Raw genomic sequence first — 17589 nt, forward strand, 5'->3', positions numbered from 1 at the left:
ATGCGTTGGGTGTGTGGATCAGCCGACGGGAGTCGGCCGACGGTGCTCGGTGGTGGTCGCGCCGTCGTAGAGGCGCAGCATCCGGCGGGCTTTGAGGACGAACGGGGGCGCCAGGATGCGGTCCTTGGAGACCGCGAAGCCACGCTCGTTGGCCTCGTAGTCGGCGATGGTGCTGCGGTAGGTCGCGAGGTCCTCGTCGCGGACGCCGAAGACGTCGATGAGGGTGGCGACCTGCTTGGGGTGGATCGCGGCCTTGCCGGTGAAGCCGCAGTCCTTCGCGGCCTGGGACTGGGCGCGGACGACGTCCATGTCCCAGAGCTCGAAGGAGTTGGTGTCGATCGCCGGCAGTCCGTACTTGGCCGCGGCGACGCAGAGCCGGCTGCGGGCGATCGCCAGGTAGGTCGCGTCGGGGGCGTACATCTCGGCGGAGAGATCAGCCTGGCCGAAGCAGAGGCCGTCACTGGCCGCCGCGATGTCGAAGGCGTTCTCGACCGCGTCCACGGTCTCGATGAACGAGGAGATCAGCGGCGGCCGGGTCACGTCGGCGAGCAGCGACCGGTAGAACGCGACGTCGCTGCCGGCGTTGACCTTCGGCACCAGCACGCGCTCCACCGGCAGCCCGCCGACGGTGGCGTCCTGCGCCAGCAGGAACTGGATGTCGGCCAGGCCGTCGGGCGTGGCGAGGCTGTTCAGGCGCATGGTGACGCCGCTGAGCCCCAGGACGGTCAGGTCGAGGTCCGGGTCGGCGAGCCGGGCCCGCGCCGCAGGCTTGGAGGCCTTCGGGATGGAGTCCTCGAAGTCCAGCACCAGGGCGGCGGTGCCGATCTCGAAGGGCAACCCCTTCAGCACCGAGTCCACCCGCAGCGCCGGCGCGTAGAACAGGCAGGGGTCGATCGTCACGACTTGACCTCGTCCCGCCCGAAGAGGGCGTTCATCTTCTCCAGCGAGAAGGTCTCGTAGCGGATCGGCTCGTACTTGGCGGCACCGTCGCGGACGAACTTCGGGAAGGCCTCGATGAGGGCGTCGTCGTTGGCCAGCTTGAAGAAGACGATCGACTGCCGGCCCTGGTCGGTGAGCCGGACGCGGTGCGGCGTCGAGACGTACTCGTCGTTGGACCACCGCGCCATCAGGTCTCCGATGTTGACGATGAACGAGTCGCGCTCGGCGACGTCGATGTCCAGCCACCGGCCGGTGAGGTCACGCAGCTGCAGGCCGGGGCCGTCCTGGGTGAGCAGCGTGATCAACGTGCCGTCGGTGTGCTCACCCATGCCCTGGTCGTTGAGGAACTCGGCCTGCACGCCGGGGTAGTACTGCGACCGCAGCGAGTCGTTGGACTGGTCGGTCCGGGTGGCGAAGAAGTCGCGCGGCAGCTCGAGGGCGATGGTGAGCAGCTCGGCGACCCGGCCGGAGAGCCCCTCGCAGGCGGCGAAGTAGTCCCGCAGCGCGGCCCGCAGCGCGGCGCCCTCGGCGTCGGTGGGCAGCGGCAGCGGCTCGTCGTCGTCCAGCACGAGGCGGCCGACGCTGAGCTTCTCGACGTAGTCCGAGGGCATGCCGGGGCGGCCGGTGTAGGCGAAGGCGTTCTCGCTGAGCAGGGCGCTGTAGCCGTAGGGGCTGTAGTCGTTGTCGCCGCGTGCGGTGCTCGTCTGCATCGGGTACTTGTTCTTGTCCTCGACCGGCCGCGCGAAGAACTTCTTCGAGAGCTCGTAGGCGTTGTCGAAGATCGCCTTGTCGATGCCGTGGCCGCGGATGACGAAGAAGCCGACCTCGGTGCAGGCACGCGAGATCTCGTCCGCGACGCGGGCCTCCTGCGTCGGGTCGTCGGTGCCACGCAGGTCGATCACGGGGATGGCGCTCATGAGGACTCCTGTCCGGATTCGGGGTCTGGGGTGACGCCGGCGTCTCGGGGGCCGGCGAGCAGGGTGCGGTCGAACTCGATGACGACGACGCCGTCCTGGTTGCGGCCGACGGTGTGGACGGTGACGACGCCGTGGCCGGGGCGGCTGGCCGAGGGGCGCAGCGCGACGACGGTGCTCTCGGCGGTGAGGGTGTCGCCGACGAAGACCGGCGCGGTGAGCCGGACGGCGTCCCAGCCGAGGTTGGCGACCGCGCGCTGGCTCACCGTCCGCACGGTCATGCCGTTGACGATGCTGAAGGTGACGAGGCTGGAGACCAACATCCGGCCGAACTCGGTGGCGCCGGCGTAGACGGCGTCGATGTGCAGCGGGTGCTGGTTGTGGCTCAGCAGCGAGCCCCAGACGTTGTCGGCGTCCAGGACGGTGCGGCCGGGACGGTGCTCGTAGACGTCACCGACGACGAAGTCGGCGAAACCCAGGCCGGCGTCCTCCCGGTAGCGGCCGGGGCCGAGCCGCAGGTAGCCGGTCGGTCCCGTCGCGTTCGTTCCCGTCGCGGTGACCGGCGAGTCGACGGCGGTCATGCGCTCGCCTGCCGGACGACGACGGCGTGCTGCTTCTCGGGCCCGGCGCGCTCCACCAGGACGCCGGCACGGCGCAGCGCGGCGAGGACGGCACGGGTCCCGGCCAGCGGCTGCGACGACGAGAGGCCGACGCCCCACACCGGCCGCTCGCCGCCCGGCAGCGAGATGGCGGCGTAGCCCACCGACTGACCGGCGGTGGGTCCGCCGACGGTCTCGCCGAGCACCAGCTCGGTCAGCTCGACGTGGACGCCGTGCTCGGCCAGCGCCGCGCAGAGCTCGTGGGGCACCCCGGTGGCCGGGACGGCGAGGGTGCCGAGGCCGGGGACGGTGACGAAGACGTCGCTGCCGTCACCGCAGCGGGTGCGGACGGTGACCCCGCTGTCCAGCTCGCAGTACTCGGCGTGGAAGAGGTCCCAGAGGCGCGAGCTGGAGACCTCGTTGCCGGTGACGTCGGTGACGTGTTGGACGATCTTGGCGAAGTCCTTGCGCAGCGCGACCGGCAGCTCCAGCCCGCGCTCGGTGCGCAGCAGGTGGGCGATGCCGCCCTTGCCGGACTGGCTGTTGACCCTGATGATCGCCTCGTAGCTGCGACCGACGTCGCGGGGGTCGATCGGCAGGTACGGGACGCTCCACGGCAGGTCCCGGACGTCGCGGCCGGAGGCGGCCGCCGTCTCGTCCAGGGCGGCCAGCCCCTTGGCGACGGCGTCCTGGTGGGTGCCGGAGAAGGCGGTGAAGACGAGGTCGCCGGCGTAGGGGTGCCGGGCGTGGACGGGCATCTCGTTGCAGCGCTCGACGACATCGCGGATCCGGCCGATGTCGGAGATGTCGAGCTGCGGGTCGATGCCGCGGCTGAAGAGGTTCATGGCCAGGGTGACCAGGCAGACGTTGCCGGTGCGCTCGCCGTTGCCGAAGAGCGTCCCCTCGACGCGGTCGGCGCCGGCGGCCAGGGCGTACTCGGCGGCGGCCACCGCCGTCCCGCGGTCGTTGTGCGGGTGGACGGAGAGGATGATCGAGTCGCGACGGTCCAGCGACTCGTGCATCCACTGGATCTGGTCGGCGAAGTAGTCCGGCGAGTCGGTCTCGACGGTGCTGGGCAGGTTCAGCGTGAGCGGCCGGTCGGGGGTCGCGTCCACCACCTCGGCGACGAGGTTGCTGATCTCGAGTGCGAACTCCGGCTCGGTGACGTTGAAGGTCTCCGGCGAGTACTCGAAGCGCAGCTGCTCCGGACGCCGGTCGGCGAGCCGGACCAGCTGCTCGGCGCTGGTGCGGGCGAGGTCCAGCACGGCCGAGGCCGGCATGCCGAAGACGACGTCGCGCCACAGGCAGGCGGTGGCGTGGCAGAGGTGGACGATGGCGCGGTCGCTGCCGCGCACCGCGTCGAAGGTGCGGTCGATCAGCTCCGGCTTGGCCGGGGTGAAGACCGTGATGGTGACGTCGTCGGGGACCAGATCACGCTCGATGAGGTGCCGGACGAAGTCGAACTCGGCCTCGCTGGCCGACGGGTAGCCGACCTCGATGTCCTTGAAGCCCATCGAGACCAGGAGGTCGAACATGGCCAGCTTGCGATGCCGGTCCATGGGGTTGGCCAGCGCCTGGTTGCCGTCGCGCAGGTCGACCGAACTCCACAGCGGCGCCCGCTGCAGCGGGGTGTCGAGCCAGGTGCGGGTGGCGGGGTCCAGCGGTGCCGCGGCGCGGGGCTCGCGGTACCGGTGCACCGGCATCGCCGTGGCCCGCTGCCGGTTCCACCAGGGCTGCGCGTCGGGTGCGAGGTCGTGCAACGTCGTCACGGGGGTCATCGGTCTGCGTCCTCTCCAGCTGCGGGGTGTGTCGGAGTGCCGCTCAGGAACCGACGCCGGCGGAGTCGCCGACGGCGTATTCCTCGATGCGGGTGATCTGCGCGTCCCGGACCCAGACGCGCATCATGGTGTCGACCTGCTCGTCGGCGCCGTCGGCGCTGACGAGGTGGAAGGTGGTGCGCTGGACGTAGCCGTCGGCGAGGTGGTCGCGACGGACGTCCTTGGCGGCGAACGAGACCAGGTCGGTGCCGAGGTTGCTGATCAGCTCCAGGCTCTCGGTGCGGTCCCGTTCGATGCCGTCGTGGTTGTGCCAGACGACGAGGTCGTCGGCGTAGAGGGCGGCCGCCGCCTCGCGGTCACCGCTGACGATGGCCTCGACCAGCGCCTCGGCGATCGGCTCGAAGGGCAGTGGGTCGACGGCGACGCCACCGGCGTCGACCACCACGGCGTCGGCCGGCGGGCCGTCCGCCGGCACCCGCACCCGGCCGGTGGGGACGACCTCCACCCAGCAGCCGGGACGGGTCACGTCGTCGCCGGCGGCGACGACGACATTGCTCAACCACACAGAAGACCTCCGGGACGTCATGACGAGGGGGCGGCGTCGGGCACCCGGACGAGGCAGGCGGCTGCCCTCTCGGGTGCGGACGGGACCGCGGCCAGCCGCGGGTCGAGGTCGCGACAGCGGTCCTCGGCGAGCGGGCAGCGGGGATGGAATCGGCAACCGGTCGGCGGCGCGGCCGGGTCAGGCACGTCGCCGGGCAGGTCCAGCGGCAGCGTGCCGAGACCGTCGGCGCGCGGGATGGCCGAGACGAGCGCCTCGGTGTACGGGTGCTCGGGGGCACCCCACACCGTGCCGGTGTCGCCGAGCTCGACGATCCGGCCGAGGTACATCACCGCGACGCGATCGGCGATCTGCCGGACCACCGACAGGTCGTGGCTGATGAAGACCATGGCCATGCCGTCTTCCTTGGCCAGGGCGAGCAACAGGTTGGCGACCTGCGCCTGCGCCGAGGCGTCGAGCGCGCTGATCGGCTCGTCGGCCACGATGCAGGACGGCCGTGCCGCCAGCGTCCGGGCGATCGCGATGCGCTGCCGCTGGCCACCGCTGAACTCGTGCGGGTACCGCTCCACCGCGTCCGCGGCGAGGCCGACGCGCACCAGCAGCTCGGCCGGCAGCGAGGCGGCCTCACGGCGCGGACCGCCGCGCAGCCGCACCCCGTCGGCGATCAGGTCGCCCACCTTGCGGCGTGGGTTGAGCGAGGCGTACGGATCCTGGAAGACCATCTGCAGCGGCCGCAGCTCGTCGGGGCGACGGCGCCGCGACAGCGGTGTCACGTCGTGACCCTCGAAGCGGACGCTCCCCTCGGCGGCGGGCTCCAGCCCCACCAGCGCGCGACCCAGCGAGGACTTGCCGCAGCCGGACTCGCCCACCAGGCCGAGGACTTCGCCCGGCCGCACCTCGAGGCTGACGCCGTCGACCGCGCGGACCCGGCGTCGCCGCGGGCCGTAGTCGACGCAGACGCCGCTGGCCTCGAGCACCGAGTCGCGGCGCACCGCGACGCTCGCCTGCTGCTCCTGCACGCCGGTCATCGCCCTTCCTCCCCCGCCGTCACCAGGCACGCGGCCTCGTGGCCGGGGACCGCGTCGGTGACCCGCGTCAGCGGCGGCCGCCGTTCGCTGCAGGCCGCGACGCTGAGCGAGCAGCGCGGCTCGAAGGCGCAGCCGTCGGGGATGGCGCCGAGCGCCGGCGGGCTGCCGGGGATCGGACGCAGCGTGCTGTTCGGTGTCTCGGGGTGGGGCAGCGCGTCGAGCAGCGCCCGGGTGTACGGGTGCGCCGGTCGGCTCAGCACGCCCTCGCGCGTCCCCCGCTCGACGATGCGACCGCCGTACATGACGCAGATGTCGTCGGCGATCGCCGAGAGGACGCCGAGGTCGTGGGTGATGATGAGGACGGCCAGACCCCGCTCGCGGCGCAGCCGGTCCAGCAGCCGCAGGATGCCGGCCTGGACGGTGACATCGAGGGCAGTGGTGGGCTCGTCGGCGAGCAGGACGTCCGGGTCGCAGGCCAGCGCCGAGGCGATGGCGATGCGCTGGCGCATGCCGCCGGAGAAGACCGCCGGGTGGGCGTCCAGCGCCTGCTCCGGGTTGGGGATGCGGACCGTGGTGAGCAGCTCGACGGCCCGGCGGCGGGCGGCGTCCTTGGAGAGTCCCAGGTGGTGCCGCATGTGCTCGGTGAGCTGGGTGCCGACCGAGAGCATCGGGTGCAGGCTGGTGGCCGGGTCCTGGGAGATCAGCGCGATCCGCCGCCCCCGGATGTCACGCAGCGACCGCTGCGACATGTCCCGCAGCTCGGTGCCGTCCAGCCGGATCGAGCCGCCGGTGCGGGCGCCGTGGGGCAGCAGCCCCAGCATCGCCATCGCCGTCATCGTCTTGCCGCTGCCGCTCTCGCCGGCCAGGCCGAGGATGGCGCCGCGGTCGATGCCGAAGCTGACGCCGTCGACGGCGGCGCGGTGCCCGGACTTGGTCGGCAGGCTGACGGTGAGGTCGGTGACCTCGAGCAGCCGGCCGGTGCCGGCGCTCGACTCGGTGGCCGGCTCGCTCGTCGGGGTGGAGAGGGTCATGGCGTCACGTCCGGAGCGCACGAGCAGTGCGCGGGTCGAGGGCGTCGCGCAGGGTGTCGCCGACGAAGTTGAAGGCGAGCACGACGGTGAGGATGGCCAGGCCGGGGAAGAGGCTGATCCACCACTTGTCGAAGTTGGTGGAGCCGGCGGCGACCATGGCGCCCCATTCGGCGGCCGGCGGCTGCGCCCCGAGCCCGAGGAAGGAGAGGCCGGAGAGCAGCAGGATCGCGTTGCCCATGTCCAGCGCGGCCATCACCAGGACGGGCCCGGCGACGTTGGGGCGGATGTCCACCAGCAGCGTGCGCCACGAGGTGGCGCCGAGCAGCCTGCTGCTGATGACGTACTGGCTGGTGCGGGCCGACAGCACCAGGCCGCGCACCAGCCGGGCGTAGATCGGCCAGCTCACGATGATCACCGCGATGACTGCGTTGCGCAGCTCCGGTCCCAGCGCGGCGGTGACCGCCATCGCCAGGATGATGCCGGGGAAGGCGAAGACGAGGTCGGCGATGCGCATGATCGTGGTGTCCACCGCCCCGCCGAGCAGGCCGGCCAGACCGCCGAGGACGCCGCCGATGATCATGGAGGCGGCGACGAGCAGCGCGGCCAGCGGCAGCGTGATGCGGGTGCCGAAGACGACCCGGCTGAAGACGTCACGGCCGAGCTCGTCGGTGCCGAACCAGTGCTGCGCATCCGGGGGGAGGAAGAGCGCGCTGTGCTGCGCGAGCGGGCTGTCCGGGGCGATGAGCGGCGCGAAGACGGCCACCAACGTCCAGATGATCACGACACCGAGGCCGACCAGGGCCAGCGGCTGACGCCAGGGCGAGCGGGCGTTGCGGGCCTCGGCGCGACGCTGCCGCCGGCCCCGCCACGCGCTCGGCCGCTCCGCACGCGACGCCGCGATGTCCAGCGCCGTCACGAGAGCCGGATCCGCGGGTCGATGACGCCGTAGAGGACGTCGACGGCGATGTTGATGGCGATGTAGACGGTGGCGACGACCACGCTGACTCCCATGATCGCGGGCAGGTCGAGGTTGGTGGCGCTGCGGAAGGCGTACTGGCCGATGCCGGGCCAGCCGAAGATGTTCTCGACGAGGACGGTGCCCGAGAGCAGGCTGCCGAAGGCGACGCCGGCGACGGTGATGATGCCGACCAGGGCGGGCCGCAGGATGTGGCGCGTCACCACCACTCGCTCCGGCAGGCCCTTGGCCCGTGCCGCCCGGATGTAGTCGCTGCCGACGACCTCGAGGACGGAGGCCCGGGTGAAGCGCAGCAGCATGCCGACGGTGTAGATGGCCAGCACCAGACCCGGCAGCACGATGTGTCCCAGCGCCGAGGTGAAGAGGCTCCAGTTGCCCTGCAGCAGGGCGTCGACGGTGTACATCCCGGTGACGTGGTGTGGTGGCGCCTGCCCCGGGTCGAGACGACCGCCACCCGGCGCCCAGCCCAGCTTGAAGAAGAAGACGTAGAAGGCGACGAGGGCGATCCAGAACGTCGGCGCCGAGACGCCGGCCAGGCTGACGACCCGCAGGATCTGGTCGGGCCACCGGTCGCGGGTGAGCGCGGCGACGACGCCGAAGGTGACTCCGAGCAGCAAACTCACGCCGATGGCGAAGAGGGCGAGCTCGGCGGTGGCGGGGACGAACTCGGCGAGGTCGGTGCTCACCGGCCGGTGACTCTGCTGCGAGGTGCCGAAGTCGCCCTGCACCAGGTTGCCGAGGTAGATCAGGTACTGCATGGGCAGCGGCCGGTCGAGACCGTTCTGCTCCCGGAACGCGGCGACCGCCGCCGGGTCGTTGATCGCCTGCTGCCCGAGGTTGGCCGCCGCCGGATCGCCCGGCACCAGCTGCGTGAGCAGGAAGGCGATCAGCGTCGTGCCGATGACCAGCACCAGGCCGATGGCGATCCGACGCACCAGGTAGCGCATCAGGTCGGCGCGCCCCTGCCGGGAGGCGGAGCGGGTGATCGGGGCCGCCTCGGCCCCGATCCCGCCCTCGCCGCCGGCAGGTGGCACCGGGGCGAGCCCCGCGCCGGCCGGAGCGGCCGGCGCGGGGGCGTCAGCGGACGGCACTGAGGTCCAGCTCCCACAGGGCGTTCGAGTGGACGTTGGAGACGGACTTCGCGCTGACGAGCAGCTGGGCGGGCTGGATCAGCGGCATGAACGGGCTCTTCTCGTTGAGCTCCCGCTGGATCTGCTCGTACATCGTCTGCCGGGTGTTGCTGTCGGTGGTCTGCTGCGCCTTGGTGCCCAGCGCCTCCAGGGTCGGGTCGGCACCCTTGCCCCACTTGGCCCGCTCGCCGACGGTGGCGCCGGGGAGGAAGACCAGGTAGTCGCTCGGGTCCGGGAAGTCCGGGCCCCAGTACCAGAGACCCATCTGGTCCTTGCCGTTGCGGTACGTGTCCAGGGCGGTCTGCGTCGGTGCCGGCTTGAGGTCCACGGTGATGCCGACATCGGCGAGGTTCTGCTTCACCCGGGCGGCGAGGTCACCGAAGTTCAGGCCGTTGACCTGCAGGTCGCTCGGGTAGGACATGGTCACGGTCGGCCGTCCCAGCCCGGACTTGGCCAGCGCGGCCTTGGCCCGGCTCACGTCCCGCTTGACGCCCTGCGAGGCGGGGAGGCTGCCGAGGAACATGCTGGGGATGACGCCGGCGGCCTGGACCGAGCCCTTGCCGGCCAGCTGCAGCAGGCCCTGGTAGTCGATGCCGTAGCGGACGGCTTCCTGGAAGTACGGGTTGCTCGTGGCCTTCGAGACCGCCGAGCTCTCGTTGGTGTAGACGAAGAAGACGTTGGGCGAGGCCCCGCGCTGGACGTTGACGCCGGTGATGCCCTGCGCCTGCGCCGGGGAGAGGTCGACGGCGATCTGCGAAGCGCCCTTGAGGACGTTGAGCTTCTGCACGTTGGCCGCGACGTTGCGCACCACGATGCTCTCGTACTTGGGTTTGGGTCCCCAGTACTTCGGGTTGCGCTTGAGCTCGACGCTGCTGGCGGCGCTGAAGCTCTCCAGCACGTACGGGCCGGAGCCGGCCGAAGTCTTGTTCAGCGAGGACTCGGCCTTGTCGCTCTTGTCGGCGCCGGAGGCGTCCGTGCCGCCCGCGGCCTTGACCTGCTTGGAGTTGACGATGCCCAGCGCCGGGTTCGGGACGATGAAGGGGATCGCCGGGTTGGGCGTCGCCGAGGTCAGCACCACGGTGCTGCTGTTGGGGGCGCTGGCGGTGATGCCGCTCATCAGGAACGACGGGTTGCCCTTGAGGTTCGCGACGCGCTGCAGCGAGAAGACGACGTCGGCGGCGGTGACCGGCGTGCCGTCGGCGAAGACCGCGCCCTTGCGGAGCGTGAAGGTGTACTTCTTCGCGTCCGCCGAGGCGGTGTAGGACGACGCGAGGTCCGGCACCGGCTTGGTCATGTCGCCGTTCTTGAACGTCAGCAACGTGTCGTAGACGGCGCGGTCGATGAGCAGGCCGGTCGGCTCGAACATCCGGCCGGGGTCGCTGGTCTTGAGGTTGAAGGACGTCTCGACGATCAGGGTGCTGCCGCCGGCCGAGGTGTCAGCCCCACCGCTGCCACAGGCGGCCACCGAGCCGAGCACCCCGGCTCCGACACAGACCAGGCCGATCAGACGAAATTTCACGAAACCCCCGAAGGCGGTAGCCGCGCGACCCCTCGGCCGCTACGGTCTGGCGGGAAACACTCCACCAGGACAGGATTCCTGTCACAGAGGATGTTGTCTTGTAGCGCAGGACACTAAATTCGCTCCACGGCGGCTGTCAACGGGTAGCTAGGGAGTTGATCTGGCCGTAACGTGCGGCCCACGTCGGGCCGCGGGGCAGGACAGGCAGAATCGAGCCCGTCACGCCCGTCCGCACAGCGCTCGTGCGGTCCGACGGCCCTGTGACGAGAGAGGAAGTACCGCAGCCGTGGTCGACGAAGTCATCGAAACGGCGGGCCGGCAGCTCCGCCTGCTTCGACAGGCACGGGGCCTCACGCTCGCCGAACTCGCCGACCGCGCCGGCCTCACCGACGGCTACATCTCCAGCGTCGAGCGGGGGGCCACGGCGCCGTCGCTGAGCTCGCTGGCGACGATCGCGGCCGTCCTCGGCTCGGACATGTCGGTCTTCTTCCCCACGACCGTCCGCGGCCACGTCCACGTCCACCGCGCCGATCGCGAGGACCACCTGCGCGTCTCGGCGGGCAGCAATGAGACGTACACGATCCTGTCGGCGCGGTCGGTGGCGCCCACCTTCACCGGTCTCATCGAGGACCTCGCCGTCGCCGACGCCGACACCACCTACAGCTTCTTCGGCGAGCGCTTCCTCGTCATGCTCGACGGCGAGATCGAACTGCAGATCGACACCACGACCTACCGGCTGGGCCCCGGCGAGATGATCCACTACTCGTCCCACCCGAATCACCGGCTCCGGGTGGTCTCCGACCGGGCGGCACAGATCCTCTGGATCGTGACGCCGGCGCTGCTGTGACCGTCACCGGCGCCGATGCCTCGCTCGCGCGACGGATCGGCGCGCGGCTGCGGTTGCGGCGCAAGGAACAGCAGCTGACCCTGGCCGTCCTCGCCCAGCGGGCCGGGCTCTCCGTCTCCTACCTCTCGGCGGTCGAGAACGGGGTCAACCTGCCCTCGCTGCCGGTCCTGGCGCGCCTCACCGAGGCGCTCGACGTCAGCATCCCGGCCGTCCTCACCGACGAGGGCAGCCCCTTCGCCGTCACCGGCGAGATCCCCGCGGCCGACGGCGAGGTACAGGTCAGCCACCCGATGCTGCAGCTGCACAACACCGTCATCCGCGCGGCCGCCGGGGACTCCGGCAGCGCGACGGTGCCGCTGGAGGGACGCGACCTCTTCGTCTACGTCCTGGAGGGGACGATCACCCTCCGCGTCGAGGACGAGCCCTACGAACTGCACCGCGGCGACGCGATCGACGTCAGCCTCCCCGGTGAGGTCAGCTGGAGCTCACCGACGCCCAGCCTCACCGTCTGGTCGAGCTGCCCGAAGCAGACCTGACGAGCCGGACCCGCCCAGACGGATACCCTGTGCGACGACCGGGCGCCGGACGGCGCCGGCAGTCCGCCGTCGGCACCGGGCCGGCGCAGACGAACGAGGTGGAGCATGCCCGCGATCGTGCTGGTGGGCGCCCAGTGGGGCGACGAGGGCAAGGGCAAGGCGACCGACCTGCTCGGTAGCCGCATCGACGGCGTGGTGAAGTTCAACGGCGGCAACAACGCCGGCCACACCATCGTCATCGGCAGCGGAGAACAGCGGCAGAAGTACGCGCTGCACCTGCTGCCCTCGGGCATCCTCACGCCGGGCTGCGTCCCGATCATCGGCAACGGCGTCGTCGTCGACCTCGGCGTGCTCTTCGAGGAGATCGACGGCCTCGAGGCCCGCGGCGTCGACACCTCCAAGCTGCGGATCAGCAGCTCCGCGCACGTCATCGCGCCCTACAACCGCACCCTGGACCAGGTCACCGAACGCTTCCTGGGCAAGTCCAAGATCGGGACAACCGGCCGCGGCATCGGTCCGACCTACGCCGACAAGATGGCCCGCATCGGCATCCGCGTGCAGGACCTCTTCGACACCGACGTCTTGCGTGCCAAGGTCAGCGGCGCGCTGAACAACAAGAACCAGGTGCTGGTCAAGCTCTACAACCGCAAGGCCTTCGACGTCGACGCCGTCGTGGCCGAGCTGTCGTCCTACGCCGAGCGGCTGCGGCCGATGGTCACCGACACCGCCCTGCTGCTGGAGCAGATGCTCGACCGCGACGAGACGATCGTCCTCGAGGCCGGCCAGGCGACGCTGCTGGACGTCGACCACGGCACCTACCCGTTCGTCACGTCGTCCAACGCGACGGCCGGCGGCGCCTGCACCGGCAGCGGCATCCCGCCCACCCGCATCCACAGCGTCATCGCGGTCATCAAGGCCTACACCACGCGCGTCGGCGAGGGTCCGTTCCCCACCGAGCTGCTCGACGACAAGGGCGACCTGCTCCGCGACAACGGCGCCGAGTTCGGCACCACCACCGGGCGGCCGCGGCGCTGCGGCTGGTTCGACGCGGTCGTGGGCCGCTACGCCACCCGCATCAACGGCGTCACCGACTTCGTCCTCACCAAGCTCGACGTCCTCACCGGGATGCCCGAGGTCCCGGTCTGCGTCGCCTACGACATCGACGGCGTCCGCCACGACGAGATGCCGACCAACCAGGCCGAGTTCGACCGCGCCGTCCCGATCTACGAGACCTTCCCCGGCTGGGACGAGGACATCTCCACCGCCCGCAGCCTCGACGACCTGCCCAAGAACTGCCGCGACTACGTCGACGCCCTCGAGAAGATGATCAAGGCGCCCATCTCGGCCATCGGCGTCGGCCCGGGCCGGGACGAGACGATCGCCGTCCGCGACCTGCTCCGCTGACCCACCCCCCTTCCCCCACCCCCTTTCCTCCGGTTTTGGCGGCAGGCGCTCACATGTGAGCGCCTGCCGCCAAAACCGGGGGGTGAGGGGGTCGCTAGGCTCGCGCGGTGCGAGTCCTCGTGATCGGCAACGGCGCGCGTGAGCACGCCCTCTGCCTGGCCCTGGCCGCTGACCCCGGCGTGACGTCGCTGGCCTGTGCCCCCGGCAACGCCGGGACAGCGGGGGTCGCCGAGCAGCACCCGGTCGCCGCGACGGAGCCGGCGGCGGTGGCCGCGCTGGCCGTGGAGCTGGGCGCCGACCTCGTCGTGGTCGGCCCCGAGGCGCCGCTGGTCGCGGGGGTGGCCGACGCGGTCCGCGACGCCGGGATCGCCTGCTTCGGACCATCCGCCGCCGCCGCGCAACTCGAGGGCAGCAAGGACTTCGCCAAGCAGGTGATGGCCGAGGCCGGCGTCCCCACCGCGGCCAGCCGCACCTGCACCACCCCCGTCGAGGCCGCCGCCGCGCTCGACGAGTTCGGCGCGCCCTACGTCGTCAAGGACGACGGCCTCGCCGCCGGCAAGGGCGTCGTCGTCACCGACGACCGGGAGGCCGCCCTCGCCCACGCCGCGGCCTGCGAGCGGGTGGTCATCGAGGAGTACCTGGACGGCCCCGAGGTCTCGCTCTTCTGCGTCACCGACGGCACCTCGGTGCTGCCGCTGCTGCCCGCCCAGGACTTCAAGCGCATTGGCGACAACGACACCGGCCCCAACACCGGCGGCATGGGTGCCTACGCCCCGCTGCCGTGGCTGCCCGCCGACTTCGCCGACGAGATCGTCCGGACCGTGGCGCAGCCCACCGTGGCGACGATGGCGCGCCGCGGCACGCCGTTCGCCGGACTGCTCTACGTCGGGCTCGCCATCACCTCACGCGGCCCGCGGGTCGTCGAGTTCAACGCCCGCTTCGGCGATCCCGAGACCCAGGTCGTGCTGGCCCTGCTCGACTCCCCGCTCGGCACCCTGCTGCGTGCCGCCGCCGTCGGCGAGCTGGCGGCGCATCCGCCGCTGCGGTGGCGTCCGGGATCGGCGGTCACCGTCGTGCTCGCCGCCGCCGGATACCCCGGCAGGCCCCGCGCCGGCGACGTCATCACCGGCGCCGAGCAGCCCGGCGTCATCCACGCCGGGACCCGCCGCCGCGAGGACGGGGCCGTGGTGGCCTCGGGCGGACGAGTGCTCTCGGCCACCGCCACCGGAGCGAGCCTGGCCGAGGCCCGTGACCGCGCCTACGCCCTGGTCGAGAACATCGACCTGCCGCACGCGCAGTTCCGCCGCGACATCGCCGCCAAGGCCCTCGCCGGGGAGATCGTCGCCGGCTGAGAACCGGCACGCGGCCCCGGCTCGGACGGGGACCTCATCACGCGTACGTTCGCCAGCATGACGAGCCCGCACCACGGCAGCGATGTCGAGTGGCTTGACGGCGACGGTGCCCACGATCCGCGTGGTGTTGAGGAGCTCGCCGGCCGGGACGCGTCGCCCGTCCGCCGGCGCGGCGTCGTCGGTCTCGGTCTCGTCGCGGTGCTGCTGGTGGGCGCGGGACTGGTGGCGGCCGGCCACCATGACGAACCGAGCCCGCGCCCGTCCGCGTCGACCGTCACCGCAACCCAGGTCCCCGGCACGACGCCCCAGTTCGGCCTCGAGCCGACCCCCGCCGAATCGACGCCTGTCGAGTCCACCCCGGCCGGCCCGCCTGCGAGCGTCCTCGCCGCGATCCGCTCGGTCTTCCCCGGCGCGGTGCTGACCCTCTTCGTCGCCACCGATCCCCGGCCGCCGGAGACCCGCCCCGCCCTGGGATACACGCTCCGCTGGCGGGACCGAACCATCACGGTCGGCGTCCGACCGATCCGGCCCGAGGACATCGACCTGCTGTACCGCACCCGCCGCAGCCTGCGCCTGGCACAGGAGCTCCGCTCCTCGTGGGTGGACCTCCGGGTGAGGGTCGCTCGCGGCTCGACCACCGAGCGGGACTTCGCCGCGCTGCAGCGGCTCATCCTGGACACCCGGCTGCTCGCGACCCGGTGAGGCGAGCAGCGCCGGCCGACAGGGACAATGGCCCGGTGAAGCCCGTGATCCCGGACGTCCTCGCCGGTCGCTACGCCTCGGTCAGCATGGCGACGCTCTGGTCGCCGTCGCAGAAGGTCGTGCTCGAACGGCAGCTCTGGCTGGCCGTGCTGCGGGCGCAGGCCGAGCTCGGGGTGGAGGTCCCCGAGGCGGCGATCGACGCCTACCAGCGTGTCGTCGACCAGGGCATCGACGCCGTGGACCTCGCCGCCATCGCCGAGCGCGAGCGGGTCACCCGGCACGACGTGAAGGCGCGGATCGAGGAGTTCGCGGCGCTGGCCGGCCACGAGCACGCGCACAAGGGCATGACGAGCCGGGACCTCACCGAGAACGTCGAGCAGCTGCAGGTGCTGTCGTCGCTGCGCCTCGTCCGCGCCAAGGCGCTGGCGGTGCTGGCTCGCCTGGCCCGCCGCGCGGCCGAGTACGACACGCTCGTCATGGCCGGCCGCTCGCACAACGTCGCCGCGCAGGCCACCACGCTGGGCAAGCGCTTCGCCACCGTCGCCGACGAGCTGCTGGTGGCGGTCGGCCGGCTGGACGACCTCGTCGCCCGATACCCGCTGCGCGGCATCAAGGGGCCGGTCGGGACCTCGCAGGACATGCTGGACCTGCTCGACGGCGACACCGACAAGCTGGCCGAGCTCGAGGTCCGGGTGGCCAAACACCTGGGCTTCTCGCGCACGCTGACCAGCGTCGGCCAGGTCTACCCCCGCTCCCTGGACTGGGACGTGCTGACCGCCCTGGTCCAGCTCGCGGCGGCCCCGTCGTCATTCGCCACCACGGTCCGGCTCATGGCCGGCAACGAGCTGGTGACTGAGGGCTTCAAGCCCGGCCAGGTCGGCTCCTCGGCCATGCCGCACAAGATGAACACCCGCTCGGCCGAGCGCATCAACGGCTTCGCGGTGATTTTGCGCGGATACGCGTCAATGGTTGGCGAGCTGGCCGGCGACCAGTGGAACGAGGGGGACGTCTCGTGCTCGGTGGTCCGCCGGGTCGCCCTGCCGGACGCCTTCTTCGCCCTGGACGGCCTGCTCGAGACGACGCTGACCGTCCTCGACGAGTTCGGCGCCTTCCCGGCCGTCGTCGCACGCGAGCTCGACCGGTACCTGCCCTTCCTTGCCACCACCAAGGTGCTGATGGCCGCGGTGCGTGCCGGTGTCGGCCGGGAAGCCGCGCACGAGGCGATCAAGGAGAATGCCGTCGCCGTCGCCCTGGAGATGCGCGAGAAGGGGACGGAGGGCAACGACCTCTTCGCGCGGCTCGCCGCCGACTCGCGCCTGGGCCTGTCGGCCGACACGCTGCAGGGGCTGCTCGCCGAACCGCTCTCCTTCACCGGCGCGGCGCGGCAGCAGGTGGCCGCCGTGGTGAGCGCCGTCGACGCGCTGCTCGCCGCCGACCCCGACGCCGCCTCCTACGCGCCCGAGCCGATCCTCTAGCCCGGCGTGCGCCCCGCGATCCGGTCGGGGCGGCCGATGTTCCAGTAGCCCTTCACGAACATGGCCTCGTGCGCGATCCCCCGCGCCTCGAGCTCGGGGCGCAGCGCGATCATGGCCCGGCTCTCGCCCATGAGGTAGGCCCGACTGCCGGGGACGACGTCCAGCTCGGCCAGCACGGCGCGCAGCCGCTCGGGACCGCCGGCGGGCTCGGACCCGCGGTGCACCCACCGCACCTCGGCGGCGAGGGGCTGCTCGTCGGCGGCGTCGACCACCTCGACGAAGGCCGACGCCGCCTCGCCGGGCGGCAGCGACTCACAGATCGCGGCGATCGCCGGCAGCGCGGACTCGTCGCCGACGAGCACGTGCTGCGGTGCTGGGCGCAGCTCGAGCTTGCCGCGCGGCCCCTGGAAGGCGATCGCGTCACCCGCGGCCGCCCGCGCGCCCCAGGTGGCGCCCGGCCCCTCGCCGTGGAGCACCACGTCGAGGTCGAGCTCGCCGAGCTCGGGACGGGCATGGCGGATCGTGTAACGCCGCTTCACCCGCCGGCCGGCGGGATCGTCGAGGTGTAGCTCGACATCCTGGGCGGGCGTGACGGCGACGCCGCGCATCGTCTCGGCCTGCACCGTCACTCGGCGCATCCGCGGCGTGACCGCCGCAGCGCCGACGACCGTCCCGCGGTGCACGGGCGAGCGGCGAACGAGCGGCGCAGTCATGCCCGTGACCCTATGTGGCGCGACGGACCCGACCCGTCCCCGGTGGCCGGGGAAGGATCCGGCCTTCGTCGCGACCGTGGTCCG

General features: G+C 72.0%; 17 protein-coding genes. 6 read left to right on the forward strand and 11 right to left on the reverse strand.

Annotated elements, in window-relative coordinates:
* Positions 1-18: 18 nt before the first annotated feature.
* The 10 genes from AC0NZQ_RS01865 to AC0NZQ_RS01910 all read right to left on the reverse strand — a co-directional run bounded on the left by AC0NZQ_RS01865 (position 19) and on the right by AC0NZQ_RS01910 (position 10476).
* Positions 19-900, reverse strand: coding sequence for an HpcH/HpaI aldolase/citrate lyase family protein (locus AC0NZQ_RS01865; protein ID WP_474527937.1), 882 nt, complete (start codon positions 898-900; stop codon positions 19-21).
* Positions 897-1856 carry an isopenicillin N synthase family dioxygenase gene (locus AC0NZQ_RS01870; protein WP_474527938.1) on the reverse strand — a complete coding sequence of 320 codons (960 nt, stop codon included), beginning with the start codon at positions 1854-1856 and terminating at the stop codon, positions 897-899. Before AC0NZQ_RS01870 ends, AC0NZQ_RS01865 begins: the two co-directional genes overlap by 4 nt.
* Positions 1853-2434, reverse strand: a complete 582-nt coding sequence (locus AC0NZQ_RS01875; RefSeq protein ID WP_474527939.1) for a MaoC family dehydratase — start codon at positions 2432-2434, stop codon at positions 1853-1855. Before AC0NZQ_RS01875 ends, AC0NZQ_RS01870 begins: the two co-directional genes overlap by 4 nt.
* A complete protein-coding gene (locus AC0NZQ_RS01880; RefSeq protein WP_474527940.1) occupies positions 2431-4230 on the reverse strand; it encodes a 2-isopropylmalate synthase in 1800 nt (599 codons plus the stop codon). The genes AC0NZQ_RS01875 and AC0NZQ_RS01880 overlap by 4 nt, the downstream gene beginning before the upstream one ends.
* Before the next feature lie 43 nt (positions 4231-4273).
* A complete protein-coding gene (locus AC0NZQ_RS01885) occupies positions 4274-4789 on the reverse strand; it encodes a DUF4440 domain-containing protein (RefSeq protein WP_474527941.1) in 516 nt (171 codons plus the stop codon).
* A 23-nt stretch (positions 4790-4812) separates the two neighbouring features.
* Positions 4813-5820 carry an ABC transporter ATP-binding protein gene (locus tag AC0NZQ_RS01890; protein WP_474527942.1) on the reverse strand — a complete coding sequence of 336 codons (1008 nt, stop codon included), beginning with the start codon at positions 5818-5820 and terminating at the stop codon, positions 4813-4815.
* Positions 5817-6851, reverse strand: coding sequence for an ABC transporter ATP-binding protein (locus tag AC0NZQ_RS01895; RefSeq protein WP_474527943.1), 1035 nt, complete (start codon positions 6849-6851; stop codon positions 5817-5819). The genes AC0NZQ_RS01890 and AC0NZQ_RS01895 overlap by 4 nt, the downstream gene beginning before the upstream one ends.
* A gap of 4 nt (positions 6852-6855) precedes the next feature.
* Entirely contained in the window at positions 6856-7758 is a 903-nt protein-coding gene (locus tag AC0NZQ_RS01900) for an ABC transporter permease (RefSeq protein WP_474529393.1), read from the reverse strand.
* 5 nt (positions 7759-7763) lie between these two features.
* Entirely contained in the window at positions 7764-8774 is a 1011-nt protein-coding gene (locus AC0NZQ_RS01905) for an ABC transporter permease (protein ID WP_474529394.1), read from the reverse strand.
* 130 nt (positions 8775-8904) lie between these two features.
* Positions 8905-10476 (reverse strand): ABC transporter substrate-binding protein, encoded by a 1572-nt coding sequence (locus tag AC0NZQ_RS01910; protein ID WP_474527944.1) that lies wholly within the window; start codon positions 10474-10476, stop codon positions 8905-8907.
* A gap of 286 nt (positions 10477-10762) precedes the next feature.
* Between AC0NZQ_RS01910 and AC0NZQ_RS01915 the strand changes: the two genes are divergently transcribed.
* From AC0NZQ_RS01915 to purB, 6 genes are all read left to right on the forward strand, one after another.
* Positions 10763-11323, forward strand: coding sequence for a helix-turn-helix domain-containing protein (locus AC0NZQ_RS01915; RefSeq protein WP_474527945.1), 561 nt, complete (start codon positions 10763-10765; stop codon positions 11321-11323).
* The gene (locus AC0NZQ_RS01920; RefSeq protein WP_474527946.1) at positions 11320-11859 is read left to right on the forward strand and encodes a helix-turn-helix domain-containing protein; all 540 of its coding nucleotides are present in this window, start codon (positions 11320-11322) and stop codon (positions 11857-11859) included. Before AC0NZQ_RS01915 ends, AC0NZQ_RS01920 begins: the two co-directional genes overlap by 4 nt.
* Positions 11860-11964: 105 nt before the next feature.
* Entirely contained in the window at positions 11965-13263 is a 1299-nt protein-coding gene (locus tag AC0NZQ_RS01925) for an adenylosuccinate synthase (protein WP_474527947.1), read from the forward strand.
* A 107-nt stretch (positions 13264-13370) separates the two neighbouring features.
* Positions 13371-14615: a phosphoribosylamine--glycine ligase gene (gene purD, locus AC0NZQ_RS01930; protein WP_474527948.1), complete on the forward strand. Its 1245-nt coding sequence runs from the start codon at positions 13371-13373 to the stop codon at positions 14613-14615.
* Between the two features lie 57 nt (positions 14616-14672).
* Positions 14673-15317, forward strand: a complete 645-nt coding sequence (locus tag AC0NZQ_RS01935; RefSeq protein WP_474527949.1) for a hypothetical protein — start codon at positions 14673-14675, stop codon at positions 15315-15317.
* 35 nt (positions 15318-15352) lie between these two features.
* Positions 15353-16792: an adenylosuccinate lyase gene (gene purB / locus AC0NZQ_RS01940; protein WP_474527950.1), complete on the forward strand. Its 1440-nt coding sequence runs from the start codon at positions 15353-15355 to the stop codon at positions 16790-16792.
* Here the strand turns inward: purB and AC0NZQ_RS01945 are convergent.
* Complete coding sequence (locus AC0NZQ_RS01945; RefSeq protein WP_474527951.1) at positions 16789-17505, reverse strand: siderophore-interacting protein; 717 nt, start codon at positions 17503-17505, stop codon at positions 16789-16791. The two genes, purB and AC0NZQ_RS01945, sit on opposite strands and share 4 nt — an antisense overlap.
* Positions 17506-17589: the final 84 nt, after the last annotated feature.

Source organism: Jatrophihabitans sp. sgz311053 (assembly GCF_056135305.1).